Genomic DNA, 18,779 nt, shown 5'->3' with positions numbered 1-18,779 from the left:
GCCGGTCCCGGCTGCGGCCGCTACGGCTCCAGCCGGGTCCGCAGCCACCGTTCGACCTCGCCCACGTGCGCGGCCGCCGCCGCCCGCGCCGCCTCCGGGTCGCGGGCCACCAACGCGCGGTGGATCGCGGCGTGTTCGCGCCGGGTGCGTTCGAAGGCGTCCTCCTCCTGGTGGCCGCGCCGGACGCGGGCACGGAACGTCCGTGAGGAGAGGCCGTCCAGAACGGCGGTCATCGTCTCGTTGCCCGCGCAGACCACGATCGCGCGGTGGAAGGCCAGATCATGGGCGAGGACCTCCTCGGGGTCGTCCGTCGCGTTCATCGCGGTCAGATGCCTCTCCACCTCGGCGAGCCGGTCCGGGGTGATCCGCGCGGCGGCCGTCGCGGTCGCCGCCGACTCCAGGATGCGGCGCAGCTCCAGCAGTTCGAGGAGCTGGGGGCCGCGGGAGAGGTCGGCCACGACACCGAACGTCTCCAGCAGTTCTCCGGCCTCCAGCCGCGTGACAAAGATGCCCGATCCGTGCCGGGCCTCCAGCACGCCGAGGACCGTGAGCGCCCTGATGGCCTCACGCATCGAACTGCGCGAGATGCCCAGCAGGCCCGCCAGATCCCGCTCGGCCGGCAAGCGCTGCCCCGGCTCCAGAGAGCCCTCGCGGATCATCGCCTTGATCCGTTCGATCGCGCGCTGCGTCACGGTGCCCTTCCGCTCGGCCGTGTCCCGGCCGGACCCGGTGGCACGCGGCTCCGTGGCACCGGGTTCCGCGTGACCGGGTTCCGTGTGACCGTGCGGCGTCGAATCGCCGTGCCGTGCCTCGTCCACGCCGTGTCCTCCTGTCGCCGGTGCGTCGCCGTCCGAACAGCGATGTGGTCGGACCACTGAGGCTGAAATTAGCAAAATGTGGCACCAGAGGGTGTCTGGACCTCGAAGTGGTCTGATAAATATGCGTCCGGCCGGTAGAGGCGCCTCCGGCCACGCGTCCGGCTCGACACACCCGACAGGGCCGGACTACGCCCGACGATGTTCGACCAGGCAGACAACGCTCGACGAGGACCGACCGAAAGGCCTCCCGTGTCCCCGACTCCCGCGCGTATCACCGCAGTCGACACCTACGACATCCGCTTCCCCACCTCGCGCGAGCTCGACGGCTCCGACGCGATGAATCCCGACCCCGACTACTCGGCGGCGTACGTCGTCCTGCGCACCGACGCGTCCGACGGAGCCGAGGGGCACGGCTTCACCTTCACCATCGGGCGGGGCAACGAAGTCCAGGTCGCCGCCATCGAGGCGCTGCGGGGACACGTGGTCGGACGGTCCCTCGACGCGTTGTGCGCCGACCCCGGATCGCTCTCCCGGGACCTGGTCGGGGACAGCCAACTGCGCTGGCTCGGACCCGAGAAGGGCGTGATGCACATGGCCATCGGCGCCGTCGTCAACGCCGTGTGGGACCTGGCCGCCAAACGCGCCCGCAAACCCCTGTGGCAGTTGCTCGCGGACGCCGATCCCGGCTGGCTCGTCGGCCAGGTCGACTTCCGCTACCTCACGGACGCGCTCACGCCCGAGGAGGCGCTGGAACTGCTGCGCCGGGGCCGGGAAGGGGCCCCGGGACGTGCCGCGACCCTGCGCGCACAGGGCTACCCCGCGTACACCACCTCGCCGGGCTGGCTCGGCTACAGCGACCAGAAGCTCACCCGTCTCGCCACCGAGGCGGTCACGGGGGGATTCCGGCAGATCAAGCTGAAGGTGGGAGCGGACCTGGCGGACGACCTACGCCGTTGCCGCGCCGCCCGTGCGGCGGTGGGCCCGGACATCCGCATCGCGATCGACGCCAACCAGCGCTGGAACGTGGACGAGGCGATCACCTGGACCAACGCCCTCACCGAGTTCCGGCCGTACTGGATCGAGGAGCCGACCAGCCCCGACGACATCCTCGGCCACGCCGTCGTGCGCGAGGCGGTCGCCCCCGTCAAGGTCGCCACCGGCGAACACGTGCAGAACCGCGTCGTCTTCAAACAGCTCCTCCAGGCGGGCTCGATCGACATCCTCCAGATCGACGCCGCTCGTGTCGGCGGGGTCAACGAGAACCTCGCCATCCTGCTCCTGGCGGCCAAGTTCGGCGTGCCCGTCTGCCCGCACGCCGGGGGCGTGGGCCTGTGCGAACTCGTGCAGCACCTCTCGATGTTCGACTTCGTCGCGCTGTCCGGCACCACCGACGACCGTGTCATCGAGTACGTCGACCATCTGCACGACCACTTCACCGACCCGGTGGTGATCCGCGACGGCCGCTACACGGCACCCACGGCGCCGGGCTTCTCCGCCACCATGCGACCCGAGTCCATCGCGGAGTTCACCTACCCCGGCGGCGCCTTCTGGGCCGCGGACCTCGCCCGGCCGGACGTCAACGACCAGAAGGGAAACCTCGTATGACAGACCCCCAGGACTTCGACGGACTCAAGGCACTGGTGACCGGCGGCGCTTCCGGTATCGGCAGGGCCACCGCCGACCTCCTCGCCGCCCGCGGTGCCCACGTCGCCGTCCTCGACCTCGATCCTTCGTCCGTGGACAAGCCGTTGACCGGCCACCGCGCCGACGTCACCGACGACGCCTCCGTGCGGGCGGCCGTCGCGGCCGCGGTCGCGCACCTGGGCGGCCTCGACATCCTGCTCAACAACGCGGGCATCGGCGCCCGCGGCACCGTCGAGGACAACGACGACGACGAATGGCACCGTGTCCTGGACGTCAACGTCCTCGGGATCGTCCGGACGACCCGCGCCGCACTGCCCCACCTCCGGGAGTCCGCCCACGCGGCGATCGTGAACACCTGCTCCGTCGCGGCCACGGCGGGCCTGCCCCAACGGGCGCTGTACTCGGCGTCCAAGGGCGCCGTGCACGCCCTCACCCTCGCCATGGCCGCCGACCACGTCCGCGAAGGCATCCGCGTCAACTGTGTCAACCCCGGTACGGTGGACACCCCTTGGGTCGGCCGGCTCCTGGACGCCGCTCCCGATCCGGCCGCCGAGCGCGCCGCCCTGGAGGCCCGCCAGCCCACCGGCCGCCTGGTGTCCGCACCCGAGGTCGCGGCAGCCATCGCCTATCTGGCGAGCCCGCTGTCCGGCTCCACCACCGGCACCTCCCTCGCGGTGGACGGCGGGATGCAGGGGCTGCGGCTGCGCCCGGCGGGCCGGTGAACACCCTCGGCAGGAGCGGCGTCCCCGTCACCGGGCTGTCCTTCGGCGCCGCCGGCATCGGCAACCTGTTCACCGAGGTCACCGACGAGCAGGCGTACGACGCGGTCGACGCCGCCTGGACGAGCGGCATCCGCTACTTCGACACCGCCCCGCACTACGGCCTCGGCCTCTCCGAACGGCGCCTCGGCGCGGCCCTGCGCGACCGGCCCCGCGCCGAGTACACCGTCTCGACCAAGGTGGGCCGCCTCCTGGAGCCCGTGGACACCGGCGGCGACGACCTGGCCGACGGCTTCGCGGTGCCCGCCACGCACCGCCGTGTCTGGGACTTCAGCGCCGACGGCGTACGCCGGAGCCTGGACGCCAGTCTCGAACGGCTCGGCCTCGACCGCGTGGACGTCGTCCATCTGCACGACCCCGACGACCATGCCGAGCAGGCCTTCCGCGAGGGCTACCCCGCCCTGGAGGGACTGCGCTCGCAGGGTGTGGTCGGCGCGATCGGCGCGGGCATGAACCAGACGGAGATGCTCACCCGGTTCGTCCGTGAGACGGACGTCGACGTGGTGCTCTGTGCGGGCCGCTACACCCTCCTGGACCACAGTGCCCTCACCGGACTGCTCCCCGCCGCCCAGGACCGCGGCACCTCCGTCGTCATCGGCGGCGCCTTCAACTCCGGCCTGCTGGCGGACCCGCGCCCCGGAGCGACATACAACTACAGCGAGGCACCTGGCGAGTTGGTGGACCGTGCCCGGCACCTGAAGCAGATCGCCGAGCGGCACGGCACGACCCTGCGCGCCGCTGCCCTGGCCTTCCCGGCCGCCCACCCCGCCGTGGCGAGCGTCCTGGCAGGCGCCCGATCGGCGGCCGAAGTCCGCGACTGCGCCGAGCAGTTCGCGATGCCGGTGCCTGCGGACTTCTGGCGCGAGCTGCACGCACGGGGCCTGTTGCCCGCCGCCGCCCCCCTCCCCGTACGGAAACGGCCGTGACCGTCGACGCGCACCACCACGTTTGGGACCTGTCGGTCCGGGACCAGGACTGGATCACCGGCCCCGAACTCCTGCCCCTGCGGCGCGACTTCGGCATCGCGGACCTCGCGCCGGAGGCTGACGCGGCCGGGGTGGACCGCACCGTCCTCGTGCAGACGGTCACGGTGGCGGAGGAGACCCCGGAACTCCTCGCGCTCGCGGAGCGGAGTCCGCTGGTGGCGGGCGTGGTCGGCTGGACGGACCTGACCCGGCCGGACGTCGCCGACGAGCTCGCCCGGCTGCGGGAGACACCCGGCGGCGGTCATCTCAGGGGCATCCGTCATCAGGTCCAGGGCGAGAGCGACCCTCGATGGCTGCTGCGCCCGGACGTGCGGCGCGCACTGGCCGCCGTCGCGGACGCGGGCCTCGTCTACGACCTGGTCGTCCTGCCGCACCAGCTGCCCGACTGCGCGCAGGCGGCCGCCGAGCACCCCGGACTGACTTTCATCCTGGACCACTTGGGCAAGCCGCCGATCGCCACCGGCGCCCTGGACCCCTGGGCGGGCGCGGTCCGCGCGGTGGCCGCGCTGCCCAACACGGTCTGCAAGCTCTCCGGGATGGTCACCGAAGCCGACCCCGCGCACTGGACCCCCGACGACCTGCGGCCGTACACCGACACGGTCCTGGAGGCCTTCGGCCCCGACCGGATGATGTTCGGCTCCGACTGGCCGGTGTGCACACTCGCCGCGACCTACGGCCAAGTCCTGGGGACAGTCGAGGAGTTGACGGCGGCCCTGAGCGAGAACGAGCGCCGGTCCGTCTTCACCGACACGGCCACCCGCGTCTACCGCGTCTGATCCCGGTCCGCCTGTCGGGTCGGCCGAGGGCGGCGGCGTCGAGGTCGAGCGTCAGCAGGTTCCCCCAGTCGCACCGCGCGCCTGCTAGGGAATCCGCCGCTCGGTGGCACCCTCCAGCCGGGTCGGCGGAAGGAATTCGCGCACGTACGTCCGGTGCCAGCACGCGCCCGTCTCGCGGAGTTCGTGCCAGGTCGTGTACCGGTAGCGGAAGAGGCGGGCGCGGATGTAGCGGGGCGGGGCGTCCGCGGGGAACGGGGAGCGGCGCAGGAGTCGCAGGGTGTCACGGTCGTTCTCCAGGAGCCGCTCCACCAGGCCCGTGAACCACGTGCCGGCGTATCCGGGCGAGAGCGCCGCGAACCACATCATCCAGTCGAGCCGCAGATGGTACGGCGCGAACTGGCGCGGCCAGTACCGCGGATCGCCCGGCTTGCCCCGGAACTCGTACTCCCGCCAGTCCGCGTCCTCGCGCGGCACCTCGTCCGCGGTGCCCTCGACGACCACCTCGTGACGCACCCGGCTGACGCTGCCGAACGCCCCGTAGGTGTTGACCAGATGGAGCGGGTCGAAGGAGCGGTTCATGACCTGGCGCCGGGAGATCAGGTTGCGTGCCGGACGGTAGCTGAGGGTGAGCAGACCGGCGGCCACCGCGAGGACGACCACCTCGTACCAGAGCGGCGCGGCGGCGACACGCGGCGCGGTGGTGGGGAGTTCGGTCACGCTCAGGGCGAGCACGATCGTCGTCCAGTTGAGCCAGGAGAAGTTGCCGGACAGGACCAGCCACAGCTGGGTCAGGATCATCAGCGAGGCCGCGGCCGTCGCGATCGGCTGCGGGGTGAAGAGCAGGACGGGCAGCACGAGTTGGGTGAAGTGGTTCGCGGCCACCTCGAACCTGTGGAACGGCGCGGGGAGATGGTGGAAGAACCAGCTCAGCGGGCCCGGCATCGGCTGGGTCTCGTGGTGGTAGTAGAGGCAGGTCAGCTTGCGCCAGCAGGCGTCGCCCCGCATCTTGATCAGCCCCGCGCCGAACTCGACGCGGAACAGCACCCAGCGCAGGAGGAACAGCACGACGACCGGTGGTGCCACCTCGTCGTTGCCGAGGAAGACCGCGAGGAAACCCACCTCCAGGAGCAGGGACTCCCAGCCGAACGAGTACCAGGTCTGGCCGACGTTGACGACCGACAGATACAGGGCCCACGGGACCAGCCACAACAGCATCGCCCCCCAGAGCGGCAGACGCCCGTCGAGGCCCGCGATCAGTGCCACCGAGACCGCGCAGCCCGTCCAGCACCAGGCCGCGAAGAAGCGGTCCGAGTAGCGCAGATGGAACACGCTCGGCGCCTCACGGAACGCGACCCGCCGCACGAAGCGGGGCACCGGCAGCATCCCGCGCTCCCCGATCAGCGCACGGAACTGCAGGGCCGCGCCCAGGAAGGCGACGAGATACAGCACCGCAAGGGCCCGCTGGAAGACCAGCCGGCTCAGCCAGTACCCGGGTGCGACGAACCACTCCATGGCGCGTGCTCCTCTCCCCTCCATTGTGACGCTGGGTGACCGATCTCCGCTTGCGTGCGCCAAGAGAGGGACGCAGAGAATGATGCACGAACTGCCCGGGACGAACGGGAGAACGTGGTGCACATACCCCCCAGGACCCTTGTCGCGGCCTGCGCGCTCGCGACGGCACTCCTCGTCGTCGCGGGCTGCGGCGGCGACAGGGACAAGGCGTCGAACGGATCGACCGGCGGTGAGCTGTTCCTCCAGCCCGTCGCGGAGCGGGGACCCGACCCCTTCACGGCGTCCACCGACACCTCCGCCGAGACCGGGCCACCCGTCACCCGAACGCCGCAGTCCACACCCACCGGCACACCGGACGTGCGGACGTTCTCGGGCGCCACACCGGGCCTCTACGGAGGGACCCGGAACACCGGCAGCTGCGACGTCGAGAAGCAGATCCGGTTCCTCGGCGCCGACCGGGCCAGAACGCGCGCCTTCGCCGAGGTCTCCGGCATCTCCCCGGGGTCCGTCCCGGAGTATCTGCGCCAGCTCACCCCGGTCGTACTGCGCGCCGACACCGGCGTCACGAACCACGGATTCGGCGACGGACAGGCGACCGGCTTCCAGGCCGTGCTGCAGGCCGGTACGGCCGTCCTCGTCGACAACCGGGGCGTACCCCGGGTCCGCTGCGCCTGCGGCAACCCGCTGGGCCGGCCCACCGCCATCGACGGGAACCCGGACACCCGGGGCAGGCCCTGGAGCGGGTACCGGCCCGCCCAGGTCGTCATGGTGACCCCCGCGCCCGTCGTGATCACCGATCTCACGATCGTGGACGTCCACGACAACATCTGGATCGACCGGCCGGTCGGCCACGACGGCCACCGTCACGACCACGTCGTGCCGCCGCCCGAAGGCCGGACCCCGAGCCCGAAGCCGGACGGTTCCCCGGCCCCGCACGACCCGTCCGCGGGCGTCACGCCGGACGGGAGGAGCCCGTCCCCGGACGCCTCCCCTTCCGACTGCCTCACCCCGACAGCGACGCCGACCGGGACGGAGACCGCGACGCCGGGCACGGGGGAGAGCGCGCCGGGCGAGAGCGCGGGGCCCGGTACCGCGCCCGCCGGCACACCGACGGACGGCGCCGCCAGGGACGTGTCCCGGCCGGACCGGTCCTCGCCCCCGGGCGCCGGGCCCTCCTCCTGCCCCACGGCCACGGCCACGGCACCGCCGACGAAGAAGCCCCGGACCACTCCGGCCCCCTCGGGCGGGACCACCGGCCCGCGGTCGGACACGCCCGCTCCCGGCCGCTCCGGCTCCCGGGAACCCTCGTCCCCGGCGGTCCCGTCCGACGAGCCGGGGACGCCCACCGAGGACGCCGGTCCGGACAGCCCCGACGCGCCCGACGACGGCGGGGTGATCCCCGACGAGCCGAACGGTCCGGACAGCGTCTTCGACGTCTCGACCGGTGTCTTCGGCAGCTGAACACCCGCCGGTCCGGGGAGCCCGGAATCGGGCTCCCCAGAAGTCGAATAATCGGGCAAATGCTGGCATGGTGGCCCCATGGTTGATCGGGGAGCGAGCGCCCTGTCACTCCCGGACGACTGGCCCGCCCACCCGGCTCCGATCCTGGCGCTCAACCGCATGGGCAGCTTCGACTGGGACCTGGACACCGGTCTGATGCAGATGGACGCCCAGGCCCACGAGGTCTTCGACGTGCGCCCGGACGAATACGACGGAGACCCCGCCACGCTGGGCATACGCGTCCCGCCGGCCGAGTCGCTCCGCCTCGACACGATGGTGTCCCACGCCCTCAAGGACGGCAGCGAGAACTACGGGGCCTACTTCCGTATCCGCCGCCGCGACGGCTCCCTGCGCTGGACCCACACCCAGGGCTACATCCGCCGCGACGAGACCGGCCGGCCGCGCCGGATCATCGGCATCGTGCGCGACGCCACCGACGAGCTCGACGAGAGCGCGGCGCGCCGTGAACAGGCTGCCCAGAACGAGGTACGGCGCCAGCAGACCAACGTCGTCCAGCTCACCACGGCCGCGCTGGCCCACGCCCGCACGGTCGAGGACGTCATCGACGTCCTGCAGGACACCCACGGCCTCACCCACCTCGGGGCGGCCAGCCTGGTCATGGGCCTGGTGGAAGCGGGCCGCATCCGCATGGTCGCGACCGGTCCCGAGCACAGCTACGTGCCCGGCACCCGGGTCACGCGCCTTGACGCGCAGTATCCGATGAACGAGGTCGTACGGACCCTCGCGCCGCACTTCATCGAGTCGCCCGAGGAGTTCGCCGAGTCGTACCCGCTCCTGTGGCCGAACATCACCGGTCTGAAGATCACCTCGGCCGCGTATCTGCCGCTCATCGTGCAGGCCCGCCCCATCGGCGCGATCGGTCTGCTGTACAACGACCGGCACGGCTTCTCGGAGGACGAGCGCAACGTCCTCGTGGCGCTCGGCAGCAGCATCGCCCAGAGCCTCCAGCGGGCCATGTTCTTCGAGCAGGAGAAGGACCTCGCCCAGGGCCTCCAGCAGGCCATGCTGCCGCGCTCCATCCCCGCCGTGGCCGGCGCCGACGTCGCCGTCCGCTACCGCTCCGCCTCCCTCGGCCGGGACATCGGCGGTGACTGGTACGACCTGATCCCGCTGCCGGGCGGCCGCGTCGGCGCCGTCATCGGCGACGTCCAGGGCCACGACACCCACGCCGCCGCCGTCATGGGCCAGCTCCGCATCGTCCTGCGCGCCTACGCCGCCGAGGGCCACACCCCGCCCACCGTCATGGCCCGCGCCTCGGTCTTCCTCGACGAACTCGACACCGACCGCTTCGCGACCTGCCTGTACGCCGAGATCGACCTGTCCACCGGCGTGGCCCAGGTGGTGCGGGCCGGCCACATCGACCCGCTGGTCCGGCACCCCGACGGAACCTGCCGTCGGCTTCGCGTGGAAGGCGGCCTGCCGCTCGGTCTGTCCGCCGAGTTCGGAGCCCTCGAATACCCCGTCGCCTCCGTCGAACTGGACCCCGGCCAGACCCTGCTGCTGTGCACCGACGGGCTCGTCGAGGAGCCGGGCGTCGACCTCGACGAGGGCATGCGCACGCTCGGAGAACTCATCTGCGGCGGCCCGGACGACGTCAGCGACCTCGCCGACCGGCTCATCGACATGGCCGAGGAGCGCGGCGGGGACGACGACGTCGCCCTGCTGCTCCTGCGCCGCCACGGTGTGAGCGACCAGCGCTCGGGCGGGCGCCTCCAGCAGCATGTGGCGCCCGGCGACCCGGAGGCGCTCATCGAGGCCCGCCACATGATCCGGGCCGCGGTCCGCGCGTGGGGAGCCCGTGACCGGGCCGACGAGATCGAGCTGGTCGCCGACGAACTCATCACCAACGCCCTCATGCACACCGAGGGCTCGGCCATCGTCACCCTGCGCGTGCTGACCGGGTCCGACCGCAGACTGCGCGTCGAGGTCGAGGACTCCTCCAGCGCGCTGCCGCGCCGCCGCGAGGCGGGCGAGTCCGGTGTCTCCGGCCGCGGACTCCTGCTCGTCGACCGCCTCACCGACGTGTGGGGCGTCGAGGCCCGCGGCGGCGGCAAGTGCGTGTGGTGCGAGTTCATGGTCCGGGAACGGAACTGATCCCTGGCGTTGCCGGCGCCGGACGGCACCGCGATCCCTGACGTTGCCTCCGCCGGACGGCACGCCCATCCATGGCGTGTCGGCGCCCGACGGCACTCCGATACCTGGCGCCGTCGGCGCCGGACCCCACTCCCCTCCCCGGCGTTGCCGGCGTCGGATGGCACTCTGGACGTATGCCGGAACTGCCCGAGGTCGAAGCGCTCAAGGACTTCCTGGCCGACCACCTCGTCGGCCGTCGGGTCGTGCGCGTGCTGCCCGTCGCCATCAGCGTCATGAAGACGTACGACCCGCCCGTCTCCGCCCTGGAGGGGCGCGAGGTCACCGCCGTCCGCCGGTTCGGCAAGTTCCTCGACCTCGACGCGGACGGCCTGCACCTCGTCACCCATCTGGCCCGCGCGGGCTGGCTGCACTGGAAGGACACGCTCCCCGACGGCCCGCCCAAGCCGGGCAAGGGGCCGCTCGCGCTGCGCGTCGCGCTGGAGACCGGCGAGGGCTTCGACCTCACCGAGGCGGGCACCCAGAAACGGCTCGCGGTGTACGTCGTCGAGGACCCGGAGCTGATTCCGGGCGTGGCCCGGCTCGGCCCGGACCCCCTCGCCGACGACTTCGACGAGAAGCGGTTCGCCGGGCTGCTCCAGGGCGAGCGGCGCCGGCTCAAGGGCGCCTTGCGCGACCAGAGTCTGATCGCCGGCGTGGGCAACGCCTACAGCGACGAGATCCTGCACGCCGCCCGGATGTCCCCCTTCAAGATCGCCTCCTCGCTGACCCCCGAGGAGACCCGGCGGCTGTACGAGGCCCTGCGCGGCACGCTCACCGAGGCGGTGGAGCGCTCCCACGGGCTGGCCGCCGGACGGCTGAAGGCGGAGAAGAAGAGCGGTCTGCGGGTGCACGGGAGGACCGGGGAGGCCTGCCCGGTGTGCGGCGACACCATCCGCGAGGTCTCCTTCAGCGACTCCTCGTTGCAGTACTGCCCGACCTGCCAGACCGGTGGCAAGCCGCTGGCGGACCGTCGGATGTCCCGGCTGCTCAAGTAGGCGGACCCGAGGCCGGTCCGGCGAAGCCGTGGGGCCTCGGCAGGGTCGGTGACCCGGTCGCCCAGGCGGTGGGACCTGCCGGGGGAAGAGGGGCGCGTGACGTCGGCCCGAGCGGTGGGACGGGCGGTCGTTCAGGGGGAGTTGAGCGTCACGAGGTGCTTGCCGTCCGCCGTGCGCACCTCGAACCGGCGGATCTCGTCGGTCCGCATCGACGAGCCGCCCTGCATGGTGATGGCGGCGCCGTTGTGCGGGGGCTCCATCCAGCTCGTCACCGTCTGCTCCGAGCCGTCCTTGCCGATGGCGACGAGCTCGCAGGAACGGGGGCCCGTGTCGTCCTTGACCTCGACCTCGATCTCACTGCCCGAGACCCGGTCCCGGGTCGTCACCTGGGCCCAGACCCCGGTCGCCGCGTCGGTCCTGGCCATCTGGGTCGCCGGGGGCTCGGCCGCGGCGACCTGGTCCGCGGGGGAGTCGTGCGCGGTGACGAGGGCGATCGCAGGGCCGCCCGTCGCGAGCACCACGGAGGCGGCCAGGGCGTACAGCAAGCGCCGGCGCCCGGCCCGGTTGCGCGTGGCCACCTCACCGAGCAGCCGGTCGAGGAGCCGCGGCCCGGGAGTGGCGAACGGGTGCACGGTGCGCGGCGTGGACTGGCGGTAGAGCATCAACTGCCGTGTGGCGGGGCGGAATTCGCTGACATACGCCGTGCACCGAGGGCACTCCATGAGGTGGTCCTCGAAGCGGAAGGCTTCCGCCTCGCCGAGCACGCCGAGCGCATAGGCGCCGACGTCGCGATGCCGTTCCAGGGACCTCATACCGAATACCGAATCCTCGTGGCGTGGTGGGGACTGTGAGTGGTGTTGCTGTTGCCCACGGGTACGCACCAGACCGTCGAATCACTCAAGACTCGTCCGGAATCGGGGTCAAGACATTCGGAGCACGGGTGCTCGCGGATTGGTGCGAGCCGGAAAAAATTGTTCCCCGCGCGGTCGCGGCCGCCGCCGGGAGACTTCCCGGGGCGGTCACGGCCCCTGTCAGAACAGGTGGATGGCCAGATGCCCGAGCGGCAGCCCCAGCCGCCAGGCCGCCGTCCAGACCTTCGGACCGTCGTCCTCACCCGGTACGGAACCGCCGCCGGGCACCGCGTCCAGGTCCGGAGCGAGCAGTTCCGTCTCCTCCAGCCAGCGCCAGGCCGCCGACGCCAGCGTCAGATCGGGATCGGGCGCGGTGGATCCGGTGGCCTCGGCCGCGCGCAGCGCGAGGTGTTCGCGCACCCACGCGTGCCAGGGCTGGTCGTACGCCGTCAGGGAGAGCCAGGTCTCCAGCTGGGTGATGACCCGGATCCCGGACAGCTCGCCCCCGCTGTCGGAGAGGAAGATGGTCAGCGCGAGGGCGTCGCGCCCGGCGCGGAACTCGAAGGAGGTGGGCGGCATCAGGTCGCCCGTCCGCAGCAGTTCGTCGGCGATGTACTCGGCGTACAACCAGGCCATGGGGACGGTGAGTTCGCCCCCGTCGGTGCCGTCCGTGCTTTCTTGACCTCTGTGCAGCATCCCTTCCTGCCTTCCTCCGGTGCGTGCGCGTCGCCCGACCCCGGGCCCCAGTCCGGAAAACGGATGAGGCAAGCTGATTGCTCAACCATGGTCCTCAGCAAGGCGCTTTACGGAGGTTTGACTAAGCCTTCGGTTTCACCGCAGGTCGGCCGCGTATCCCGGAAGAACCCGGCGCAGGGCGCGCAGCGCGTAGTACGCGCGGGACTTCACGGTACCGGGCGGAATCCCGAGTGCCGCGGCGGCCTCCGCCACACTCGCCCCCTGGAAGTACACCAGCACCAGGACTTCACGGTGTTCGGGAGTGAGTGTCTTCACAGCCTCCCGCACATCGAGCGTCGCCGCCGACCGTTCGGCGTGATCGGCACAGATCCGGGCGTTGTCGAGGACCGCGTCACCGACCTCCGGAGGCCGTGCCTGGCGGGCCCGGCGCGCGTCGATGGCCAGCCGCCGTCCCACGGTCAGCAGCCAGGGCCGTACGGAGTCGAAGTCGTCGGCACGCAGGGCCTCGGGGTGCTGCCAGGCGCGGACGAACGTCTCCTGCAGCAGGTCCTCGGCGCGCTGGCGGTCGCCGTCGGACAGACGCAGGAGCAGGGCGAAGAGGGGGCGCCCGTGCTCGCGTTGCAGCGCGGCCAGTTCGTGCTCGGCGGTCGTCCCGTGGGTGATGGTGGTGGTTCCGGCCGTCATGGCGTGTATGTCAGCGTGCCGCGCCCCGCGCGGACAGGCCGGGAACGCGGTCGTGCGGTGGGCGGTCGAAGCGGTCGGTGAACGGTGCGCCGAACGGTCCGCCGAGGCGGAGCCCCGGATTCCGACGCCGCCGACGTCGCATCGCCGTTCGCACCGTGTTCGTACCGCCCTCCACGCAGCCGTCCACGCAGCCGTCCACGCAGCCGTCCATGTCGCCGTCCACGCCGTGTCCACGCCGCCGTTCGTCCCGCCGGGCATGCCCGTGAGCGCCGAACGGGCTAGTGGCGGTGGTGTCTCCTTGACTGCGGACTGCCGGTGTACGTGGATGCGTATCAATTGGTAATTAAATACGACGGTATGGGGCCCGGCATGATCACACGCGCGCGACAGATCAATCTGGCCCTCGCGGCCGCCCTCATCGTGGCCGCGGCGGCCTGCCAGGCCCACGACTCGGTCGCGCACCGGGGCGCCGGGCAGCCCGCCCCCGCGGCCGCCCGCGGTTTCACGCTCGTCGCCGGTGGCGCCGTCCTGCCGGACAGCTCGGTCGTCGAGCGGGCGAACTCCGACGCGGGAGGCGGCGGATACGACTTCCGGCCGATGCTCGCGGGCGTCCGGCCCGTCGTGTCCGCCGCCGACCTGGCGATCTGTCAGATGGGCACCGTGTACGACGCCGACTACACCGGCTCTCCGGCCTTCAGGTCCCCGCCCCAGGTTGCCGAGGGTCTCGCCGCGACGGGCTACGACTCCTGCTCCACCGCCTCGGACCACACCCTGGACGACGGCGCCGACGGCGTGCGGCGCACCCTGGACGCGCTGGACCGCGCGGGCGTGCGGCACGCCGGATCGGCGCGCACCGAGCGGGAGGCGAGCGGTGCCGGTCTCATGCGGGCGGGCAGTGCCCGCGTCGCCCATCTCGCGTACACCGACGACGCGAACGGGCTCCCGCTCCCGCAGGGGCAGCCCTGGGCGGTCGGCCTGATCGACCCCGACCGGATCGTCGCCGACGCCCGCGCGGCCCGGAAGGCGGGCGCCGACGTGGTCGTCGTCTCGCTCGACTGGGGCACCGCGTGGCAGGATCAGCCCGACGAGCGGCAACTGCTGCTGAGCAAGGAGCTGACCGCGTCCCGCACCGACGGGCGGCCCGACATCGACCTGATCCTCGGCACCCACGCACACGTCCCGCAGGCGTACGAGAAGGTCAACGGCACCTGGGTCGTCTACGCCACCGGCGACCAGATCGCCGGCGAGATGTACAACGACCAGGGCGTCCAGGACCCGCGCGGCGACGAGAGCACCATCGGACGCTTCACCTTCGCCCCGCCCGCCCGGCCGGGAGAGCGGTGGGCGGTGACGAAGGCCGAGTTCATCCCGCTGGCCTTCGACCTCGACGCCGGCCGGGTCGTCGACCTCGACGCCGCGCTGGCGCAGGGGGCCACGGTCGGCGCCGAGCGCGACCGGATCCGGGACGTCGTCCTCGGCCGCGGCGCGGGCCGGGCCGGCCTCGTCATGGGCAGGTGAGGCGGGAGCCGCCCTACGGCACGACCGTGACCGGCCAGCGGCCCGCCTTCACCAGCCGGATCGCCACCGAGCCGACGATCCGGTGCCCCGCCTGCTCGGAGGCCCCGACCACCACGGCGTCCGCCTTCAGCTCGTCCGCGGCCGTGACCAGGCCGTTGTAGGGGTCGCCGTGGAAGGTGTGGAACTCCCAGCGCACATCGAATATGTCCTTCACCCGCTCGGCGGCGTCGCGGATGTACTGGACCAGATCCTCGGCGATCTCGTCGGTCGTCTCCGCGACCGGCACCCCGAGCGCCGCCCCCGCCGCCATCACCGGCTTGATGTAGACCACCGCGAGCAGCGCCCGCTGCCGCCGCGCCAGCCCCCCGGCGTACGCCGCGGCGCGCAGCGAGGAGTCGGAGCCGTCCACACCGACGACGATGACCTTGGGACCGTCCGTCCCGCGCTCGAACCTTTGCGCGTGCTGCTCTTCCGTCACGGCTGCGAGGCTATCGGAACGCCCAGGTCCCACCGCCGCTGGGGAGCGGGGAGGATTCTCTCGACGGGCGGGGCGGCGTCGCTCTTCCTACAGTCGGAACCATGAGTGCCACCGTGGAGGCCCGCCCGCCGAAGACCGCCGGGGGCCCGGCACGGCCGCCCCAGGACGGTTTCCTCAGCAAGGTGCCCGAGGGCTTCGCCGCGTTCTTCGGCGCCATCGGCCTGCTCTGCGCCCTGCTCGCCTTCATCCCCCCGGTGCGCGCGGTGCTGCGTCCGGTGGTGCGTTTCCTCGACCTTCTGATCATCCCGGTCAGCGCCAACCTCGCGTACGCCGTCTTCCTCTTCCTGCTCGCCGCCGCGACGGCAGCCCGCAAGAAGATCGCCTGGTGGCTGGTGGTCGTCTACCTCGGCCTGCTGGTCCTGACCGACGCGCTCGGGGTCGCCGTCGGCCTGTACGCCGCCTCGATCCCCTCGCTGATCGTCTGCGGACTCCTGCTCGCGCTGCTGATCGTGGCCCGCCGGGAGTTCTACGCCGACTCGCGGCGCGCCGCCGTACGACGGGCCCTGCTCGTCCTGATCGGCGGACTCGTCGTGGCGATCCTGCTCGGCTGGGGCCTGGTCGTGCTGTTCCCCGGCACTCTGCCGGAGGGCCAGCGGCTGCTGTGGGCCGCCAACCGGGTCTGCGGCGGACTGGTCTCCGGGCGCTCGTTCGACGGCCGTCCGCCGCACTGGCTGTTCTTCGTCCTCGGCCTGTTCGGTGCCCTCGCCCTGCTCAACGCCGCCGCCGCGCTCTTCCGTTCCCAGCGCCTGGTCGCGGCCCTGCACGGGGACGAGGAGGCCCGTATCCGCGCCCTGCTCCAGGCGTACGGCGGTGACGACTCCCTCGGCTACTTCGCCACCCGCCGCGACAAGGCCGTCGTCTTCTCGCCCAGCGGCAAGGCCGCCGTCACCTACCGCGTCGAGGCCGGAGTGTGCCTCGCCAGCGGCGATCCCGTCGGCGACCGGGAGGCCTGGCCGCACGCGATCGGCGCCTGGCTCGACATCGCCCGCCGCTACGCCTGGGCGCCCGCCGCGATGGGCGCCTCCGAAGAGGGCGCCAAGGCGTTCGCGCGCGCCGGGCTCGGTGCCCTCCAGCTCGGCGACGAGGCGATCCTGCACATCGCCGGCTTCGACCTCTCCGGCCGGGACATGCGCGTCACCCGGCAGGCCGTCAACCGCGTCAGACGCACCGGCGCCACCTGCCGGGTACGCCGTCACTCCACCCTGTCCGAGGCCGAGATGGAGGAGATCGTCAGCCGGGCCGACGCCTGGCGCGACACCGAGACCGAGCGGGGCTTCTCGATGGCCCTCGACCGGCTCGGCGACCCCGAGGACGGCGACTGCCTGCTCGTCGAGGCGATAGGGGCCGACGGCAAACTCCTCGCGCTGCTCTCCTTCGTGCCCTGGGGCCGCGACGGCATCTCCCTCGACCTGATGCGCCGCGACCGCAGCGCGCCCAACGGCGTCATGGAGTTCATGGTCGCCGAGGTGTGCGCGGTCGCCGGGAAGTTCGGCGTCCGGCGCATCTCCCTCAACTTCGCGGTGTTCCGCTCGGTCTTCGAGGAGGGCGCCCGCATCGGCGCGGGTCCGGTGCTCAGACTCTGGCGCAGGCTGCTGCTGTTCTTCTCCAAGTGGTGGCAGCTTGAGGCCCTGTACCGCTCCAACGCCAAGTACCACCCCGAGTGGTACCCGCGCTTCATCTGCTACGGCGACACCGGCGCCCTCGCCCGTATCGGCATGGCCTCCGCCATCGCCGAGGGCTTCGTCTCCGTGCCCTCCCTGCGCACGCTGTGGGGCAAGGGCCACCTGAAGGGCGGACCCAAACCCGCCACGACCGCGGGGCTGCCCTCGCTGGCGGCCCTGGGTCTCCCCACGGGGGACGGGGCCGAGGCCGGTGATCCCACCACCGGACTGCCCGACCAGGTGCGCGTGCGGCACCGCAAACTCGACCGGCTGCGCGCCGACGGCACCGACCCCTACCCGGTCGGCATCCCGCCGCGCACCCATGTCCTGGCCGACGTCCGCGGCGGCGAGGACGTGACCGTCGCCGGACGCGTGATGCTCGTACGCGACTTCGGCGGCATCCTCTTCGCCGTGCTGCGCGACTGGTCGGGTGATCTCCAGATCGCCCTCACCCGCAAGGAGTCCGGCCCCGCGCTCGACCGGTTCCGGCAGGTCGTCGACATCGGCGACCACATCAGCGCCGACGGTCTCGCGGGCGCCAGCGACACCGGCGAACCCACGGTCTTCGTCACGTCCTGGCAGCTCACCGCCAAGTGCCTGCACCCGCTGCCCGACAAGCGCAAGGGTCTCGCGGACCCCGAGGCCAAGGTCCGCCGCCGCTATCTCGACCTGGTGTCCAGCCCCGGCGCCCGCGATGTCGTACGGGCCCGCTCCACGGCCGTCCAGGCGCTGCGGCAGGGCCTGCTCGACCGCGGCTACCTGGAGGTCGAGACCCCGATGCTCCAGCAGATCCACGGCGGCGCCAACGCCCGGCCCTTCACCACCCACATCAACGCCTACGACCTGAACCTGTATCTGCGCATCGCGCCCGAGCTCTACCTCAAACGGCTCTGCGTCGGCGGCATGGAGAAGGTCTTCGAGATGGGCCGCACCTTCCGCAACGAGGGCGTCTCCTACAAGCACAACCCCGAGTTCACGATGCTGGAGGCGTACCAGGCCTTCGCCGACTACGACGTGATGCTCGACCTCGCCCGCGAGCTGATCCAGGGCGCCGCGACCGCCGCCTTCGGCTCACCGATCGCCCGCAAGGACGGCACCGAGTACGACATCTCCGGGGACTGGCCGGTCAAGACGGTGTACGACGCGGTCTCCGAGGCGCTGGGGGACGGGATCGACGCCGACACCTCCCTGGAGGCGCTGCTGCGGCTGTGCGACCGCGCGGGCGTGCCGTACACGGCGGACGACGGACGCGGCGATGTCGTCCTGGAGATGTACGAACGTCTGGTCGAGGAGAAGACGCGGCTGCCCACCTTCTACAAGGACTTCCCGACCGACGTCTCCCCGCTCACCCGGCAGCACCGCACCGATCCACGTCTTGCGGAACGCTGGGACCTCGTCGCCTTCGGCACCGAACTAGGCACCGCCTACTCGGAGTTGACCGACCCGGTCGAACAGCGCCGGCGGCTCACCGAGCAGTCCCTGCTGGCCGCCGGGGGAGATCCCGAGGCCATGGAGCTGGACGAGGACTTCCTCGACGCGCTGGAGTACGCGATGCCGCCCACCGGCGGGCTCGGGATCGGCGTCGACCGGCTCGTCATGTTCCTCACCGGGCTGACGATCCGTGAAACGCTGCCGTTCCCGCTGGTGCGACGCCGCTGAAAATGGTC

The 18,779-nt window shown here is 72.1% G+C and carries 16 protein-coding genes; 9 read left to right on the top strand and 7 right to left on the bottom strand.

The genetic code is table 11. The features are described from left to right. Nucleotides 1-20 precede the first annotated feature (20 nt). Nucleotides 21-692, bottom strand: coding sequence for a FadR/GntR family transcriptional regulator (locus tag ACIQRL_RS30715; RefSeq protein WP_401337800.1), 672 nt, complete (start codon nt 690-692; stop codon nt 21-23). Nucleotides 693-1,067: 375 nt separating this feature from the next. On the opposite strand from ACIQRL_RS30715, the gene ACIQRL_RS30710 reads away from it, so the two are divergent. The 4 genes from ACIQRL_RS30710 to ACIQRL_RS30695 are packed head-to-tail and all read left to right on the top strand — an operon-like array spanning nt 1,068 to nt 5,003. Further along, entirely contained in the window at nt 1,068-2,423 is a 1,356-nt protein-coding gene (locus ACIQRL_RS30710) for an L-fuconate dehydratase (protein WP_401337619.1), read from the top strand. Next, complete coding sequence (locus ACIQRL_RS30705; RefSeq protein ID WP_401337618.1) at nt 2,420-3,184, top strand: SDR family NAD(P)-dependent oxidoreductase; 765 nt, start codon at nt 2,420-2,422, stop codon at nt 3,182-3,184. The genes ACIQRL_RS30710 and ACIQRL_RS30705 overlap by 4 nt, the downstream gene beginning before the upstream one ends. Beyond that, nucleotides 3,181-4,167, top strand: coding sequence for an aldo/keto reductase (locus ACIQRL_RS30700; protein WP_401337616.1), 987 nt, complete (start codon nt 3,181-3,183; stop codon nt 4,165-4,167). The genes ACIQRL_RS30705 and ACIQRL_RS30700 overlap by 4 nt, the downstream gene beginning before the upstream one ends. After that, the gene (locus ACIQRL_RS30695; RefSeq protein WP_401337615.1) at nt 4,164-5,003 is read left to right on the top strand and encodes an amidohydrolase family protein; all 840 of its coding nucleotides are present in this window, start codon (nt 4,164-4,166) and stop codon (nt 5,001-5,003) included. The genes ACIQRL_RS30700 and ACIQRL_RS30695 overlap by 4 nt, the downstream gene beginning before the upstream one ends. An 84-nt stretch (nt 5,004-5,087) precedes the next feature. Here ACIQRL_RS30695 and ACIQRL_RS30690 read toward each other — a convergent pair whose 3' ends face one another. Beyond that, the gene (locus ACIQRL_RS30690; RefSeq protein WP_401337613.1) at nt 5,088-6,515 is read right to left on the bottom strand and encodes a lipase maturation factor family protein; all 1,428 of its coding nucleotides are present in this window, start codon (nt 6,513-6,515) and stop codon (nt 5,088-5,090) included. Nucleotides 6,516-6,632: 117 nt separating this feature from the next. On the opposite strand from ACIQRL_RS30690, the gene ACIQRL_RS30685 reads away from it, so the two are divergent. From ACIQRL_RS30685 to ACIQRL_RS30675, 3 genes are all read left to right on the top strand, one after another. Next, nucleotides 6,633-7,976, top strand: a complete 1,344-nt coding sequence (locus tag ACIQRL_RS30685; protein WP_401337611.1) for a DUF6777 domain-containing protein — start codon at nt 6,633-6,635, stop codon at nt 7,974-7,976. A gap of 78 nt (nt 7,977-8,054) precedes the next feature. Then, nucleotides 8,055-10,130 carry a SpoIIE family protein phosphatase gene (locus tag ACIQRL_RS30680; RefSeq protein WP_401337609.1) on the top strand — a complete coding sequence of 692 codons (2,076 nt, stop codon included), beginning with the start codon at nt 8,055-8,057 and terminating at the stop codon, nt 10,128-10,130. Between the two features lie 173 nt (nt 10,131-10,303). Further along, nucleotides 10,304-11,164: an Fpg/Nei family DNA glycosylase gene (locus ACIQRL_RS30675; protein WP_401337607.1), complete on the top strand. Its 861-nt coding sequence runs from the start codon at nt 10,304-10,306 to the stop codon at nt 11,162-11,164. Nucleotides 11,165-11,295: 131 nt separating this feature from the next. Here ACIQRL_RS30675 and ACIQRL_RS30670 read toward each other — a convergent pair whose 3' ends face one another. The 4 genes from ACIQRL_RS30670 to ACIQRL_RS30655 all read right to left on the bottom strand — a co-directional run bounded on the left by ACIQRL_RS30670 (nt 11,296) and on the right by ACIQRL_RS30655 (nt 13,618). Further along, nucleotides 11,296-11,976: a zf-HC2 domain-containing protein gene (locus ACIQRL_RS30670; protein ID WP_401337605.1), complete on the bottom strand. Its 681-nt coding sequence runs from the start codon at nt 11,974-11,976 to the stop codon at nt 11,296-11,298. A 219-nt stretch (nt 11,977-12,195) separates the two neighbouring features. Continuing rightward, nucleotides 12,196-12,711, bottom strand: a complete 516-nt coding sequence (locus ACIQRL_RS30665; protein ID WP_401337604.1) for a hypothetical protein — start codon at nt 12,709-12,711, stop codon at nt 12,196-12,198. Nucleotides 12,712-12,846: 135 nt separating this feature from the next. Continuing rightward, complete coding sequence (locus ACIQRL_RS30660) at nt 12,847-13,395, bottom strand: sigma-70 family RNA polymerase sigma factor (RefSeq protein WP_401337602.1); 549 nt, start codon at nt 13,393-13,395, stop codon at nt 12,847-12,849. A 10-nt stretch (nt 13,396-13,405) separates the two neighbouring features. Next, nucleotides 13,406-13,618: a hypothetical protein gene (locus tag ACIQRL_RS30655; protein ID WP_401337600.1), complete on the bottom strand. Its 213-nt coding sequence runs from the start codon at nt 13,616-13,618 to the stop codon at nt 13,406-13,408. 146 nt (nt 13,619-13,764) lie between these two features. On the opposite strand from ACIQRL_RS30655, the gene ACIQRL_RS30650 reads away from it, so the two are divergent. Further along, the gene (locus tag ACIQRL_RS30650; RefSeq protein ID WP_401337598.1) at nt 13,765-14,913 is read left to right on the top strand and encodes a CapA family protein; all 1,149 of its coding nucleotides are present in this window, start codon (nt 13,765-13,767) and stop codon (nt 14,911-14,913) included. A gap of 13 nt (nt 14,914-14,926) precedes the next feature. Here ACIQRL_RS30650 and ACIQRL_RS30645 read toward each other — a convergent pair whose 3' ends face one another. Further along, nucleotides 14,927-15,391 carry a universal stress protein gene (locus ACIQRL_RS30645; protein WP_401337597.1) on the bottom strand — a complete coding sequence of 155 codons (465 nt, stop codon included), beginning with the start codon at nt 15,389-15,391 and terminating at the stop codon, nt 14,927-14,929. Between the two features lie 101 nt (nt 15,392-15,492). Here ACIQRL_RS30645 and lysX point away from each other — a divergent pair, with 101 nt between their 5' ends. Then, on the top strand, nt 15,493-18,771 hold the full coding sequence (gene lysX, locus ACIQRL_RS30640) for a bifunctional lysylphosphatidylglycerol synthetase/lysine--tRNA ligase LysX (RefSeq protein WP_401337595.1): 3,279 nt from the start codon (nt 15,493-15,495) through the stop codon (nt 18,769-18,771). Nucleotides 18,772-18,779 lie beyond the last annotated feature (8 nt).

This window comes from Streptomyces sp. NPDC091209, assembly GCF_044757755.1.
Taxonomy (GTDB): Bacteria; Actinomycetota; Actinomycetes; order Streptomycetales; family Streptomycetaceae; genus Streptomyces.
The sequence above is the reverse complement of the archived record's forward strand: the minus strand, read 5'-3'. Positions and strand labels throughout refer to the sequence as shown.

Excerpts from the sequence above, each read along its gene's own strand:
- ACIQRL_RS30675 (WP_401337607.1), top strand. The coding sequence starts at position 10,304 with ATGCCGGAACTGCCCGAGGTCGAAGCGCTCAAGGACTTCCTGGCCGAC.
- ACIQRL_RS30665 (WP_401337604.1), bottom strand. The coding sequence starts at position 12,711 with ATGCTGCACAGAGGTCAAGAAAGCACGGACGGCACCGACGGGGGCGAA.
- ACIQRL_RS30670 (WP_401337605.1), bottom strand. The coding sequence starts at position 11,976 with ATGAGGTCCCTGGAACGGCATCGCGACGTCGGCGCCTATGCGCTCGGC.
- ACIQRL_RS30680 (WP_401337609.1), top strand. The coding sequence starts at position 8,055 with ATGGTTGATCGGGGAGCGAGCGCCCTGTCACTCCCGGACGACTGGCCC.
- ACIQRL_RS30660 (WP_401337602.1), bottom strand. The coding sequence starts at position 13,395 with ATGACGGCCGGAACCACCACCATCACCCACGGGACGACCGCCGAGCAC.
- ACIQRL_RS30705 (WP_401337618.1), top strand. The coding sequence starts at position 2,420 with ATGACAGACCCCCAGGACTTCGACGGACTCAAGGCACTGGTGACCGGC.
- ACIQRL_RS30650 (WP_401337598.1), top strand. The coding sequence starts at position 13,765 with ATGATCACACGCGCGCGACAGATCAATCTGGCCCTCGCGGCCGCCCTC.
- ACIQRL_RS30690 (WP_401337613.1), bottom strand. The coding sequence starts at position 6,515 with ATGGAGTGGTTCGTCGCACCCGGGTACTGGCTGAGCCGGCTGGTCTTC.
- lysX (WP_401337595.1), top strand. The coding sequence starts at position 15,493 with ATGAGTGCCACCGTGGAGGCCCGCCCGCCGAAGACCGCCGGGGGCCCG.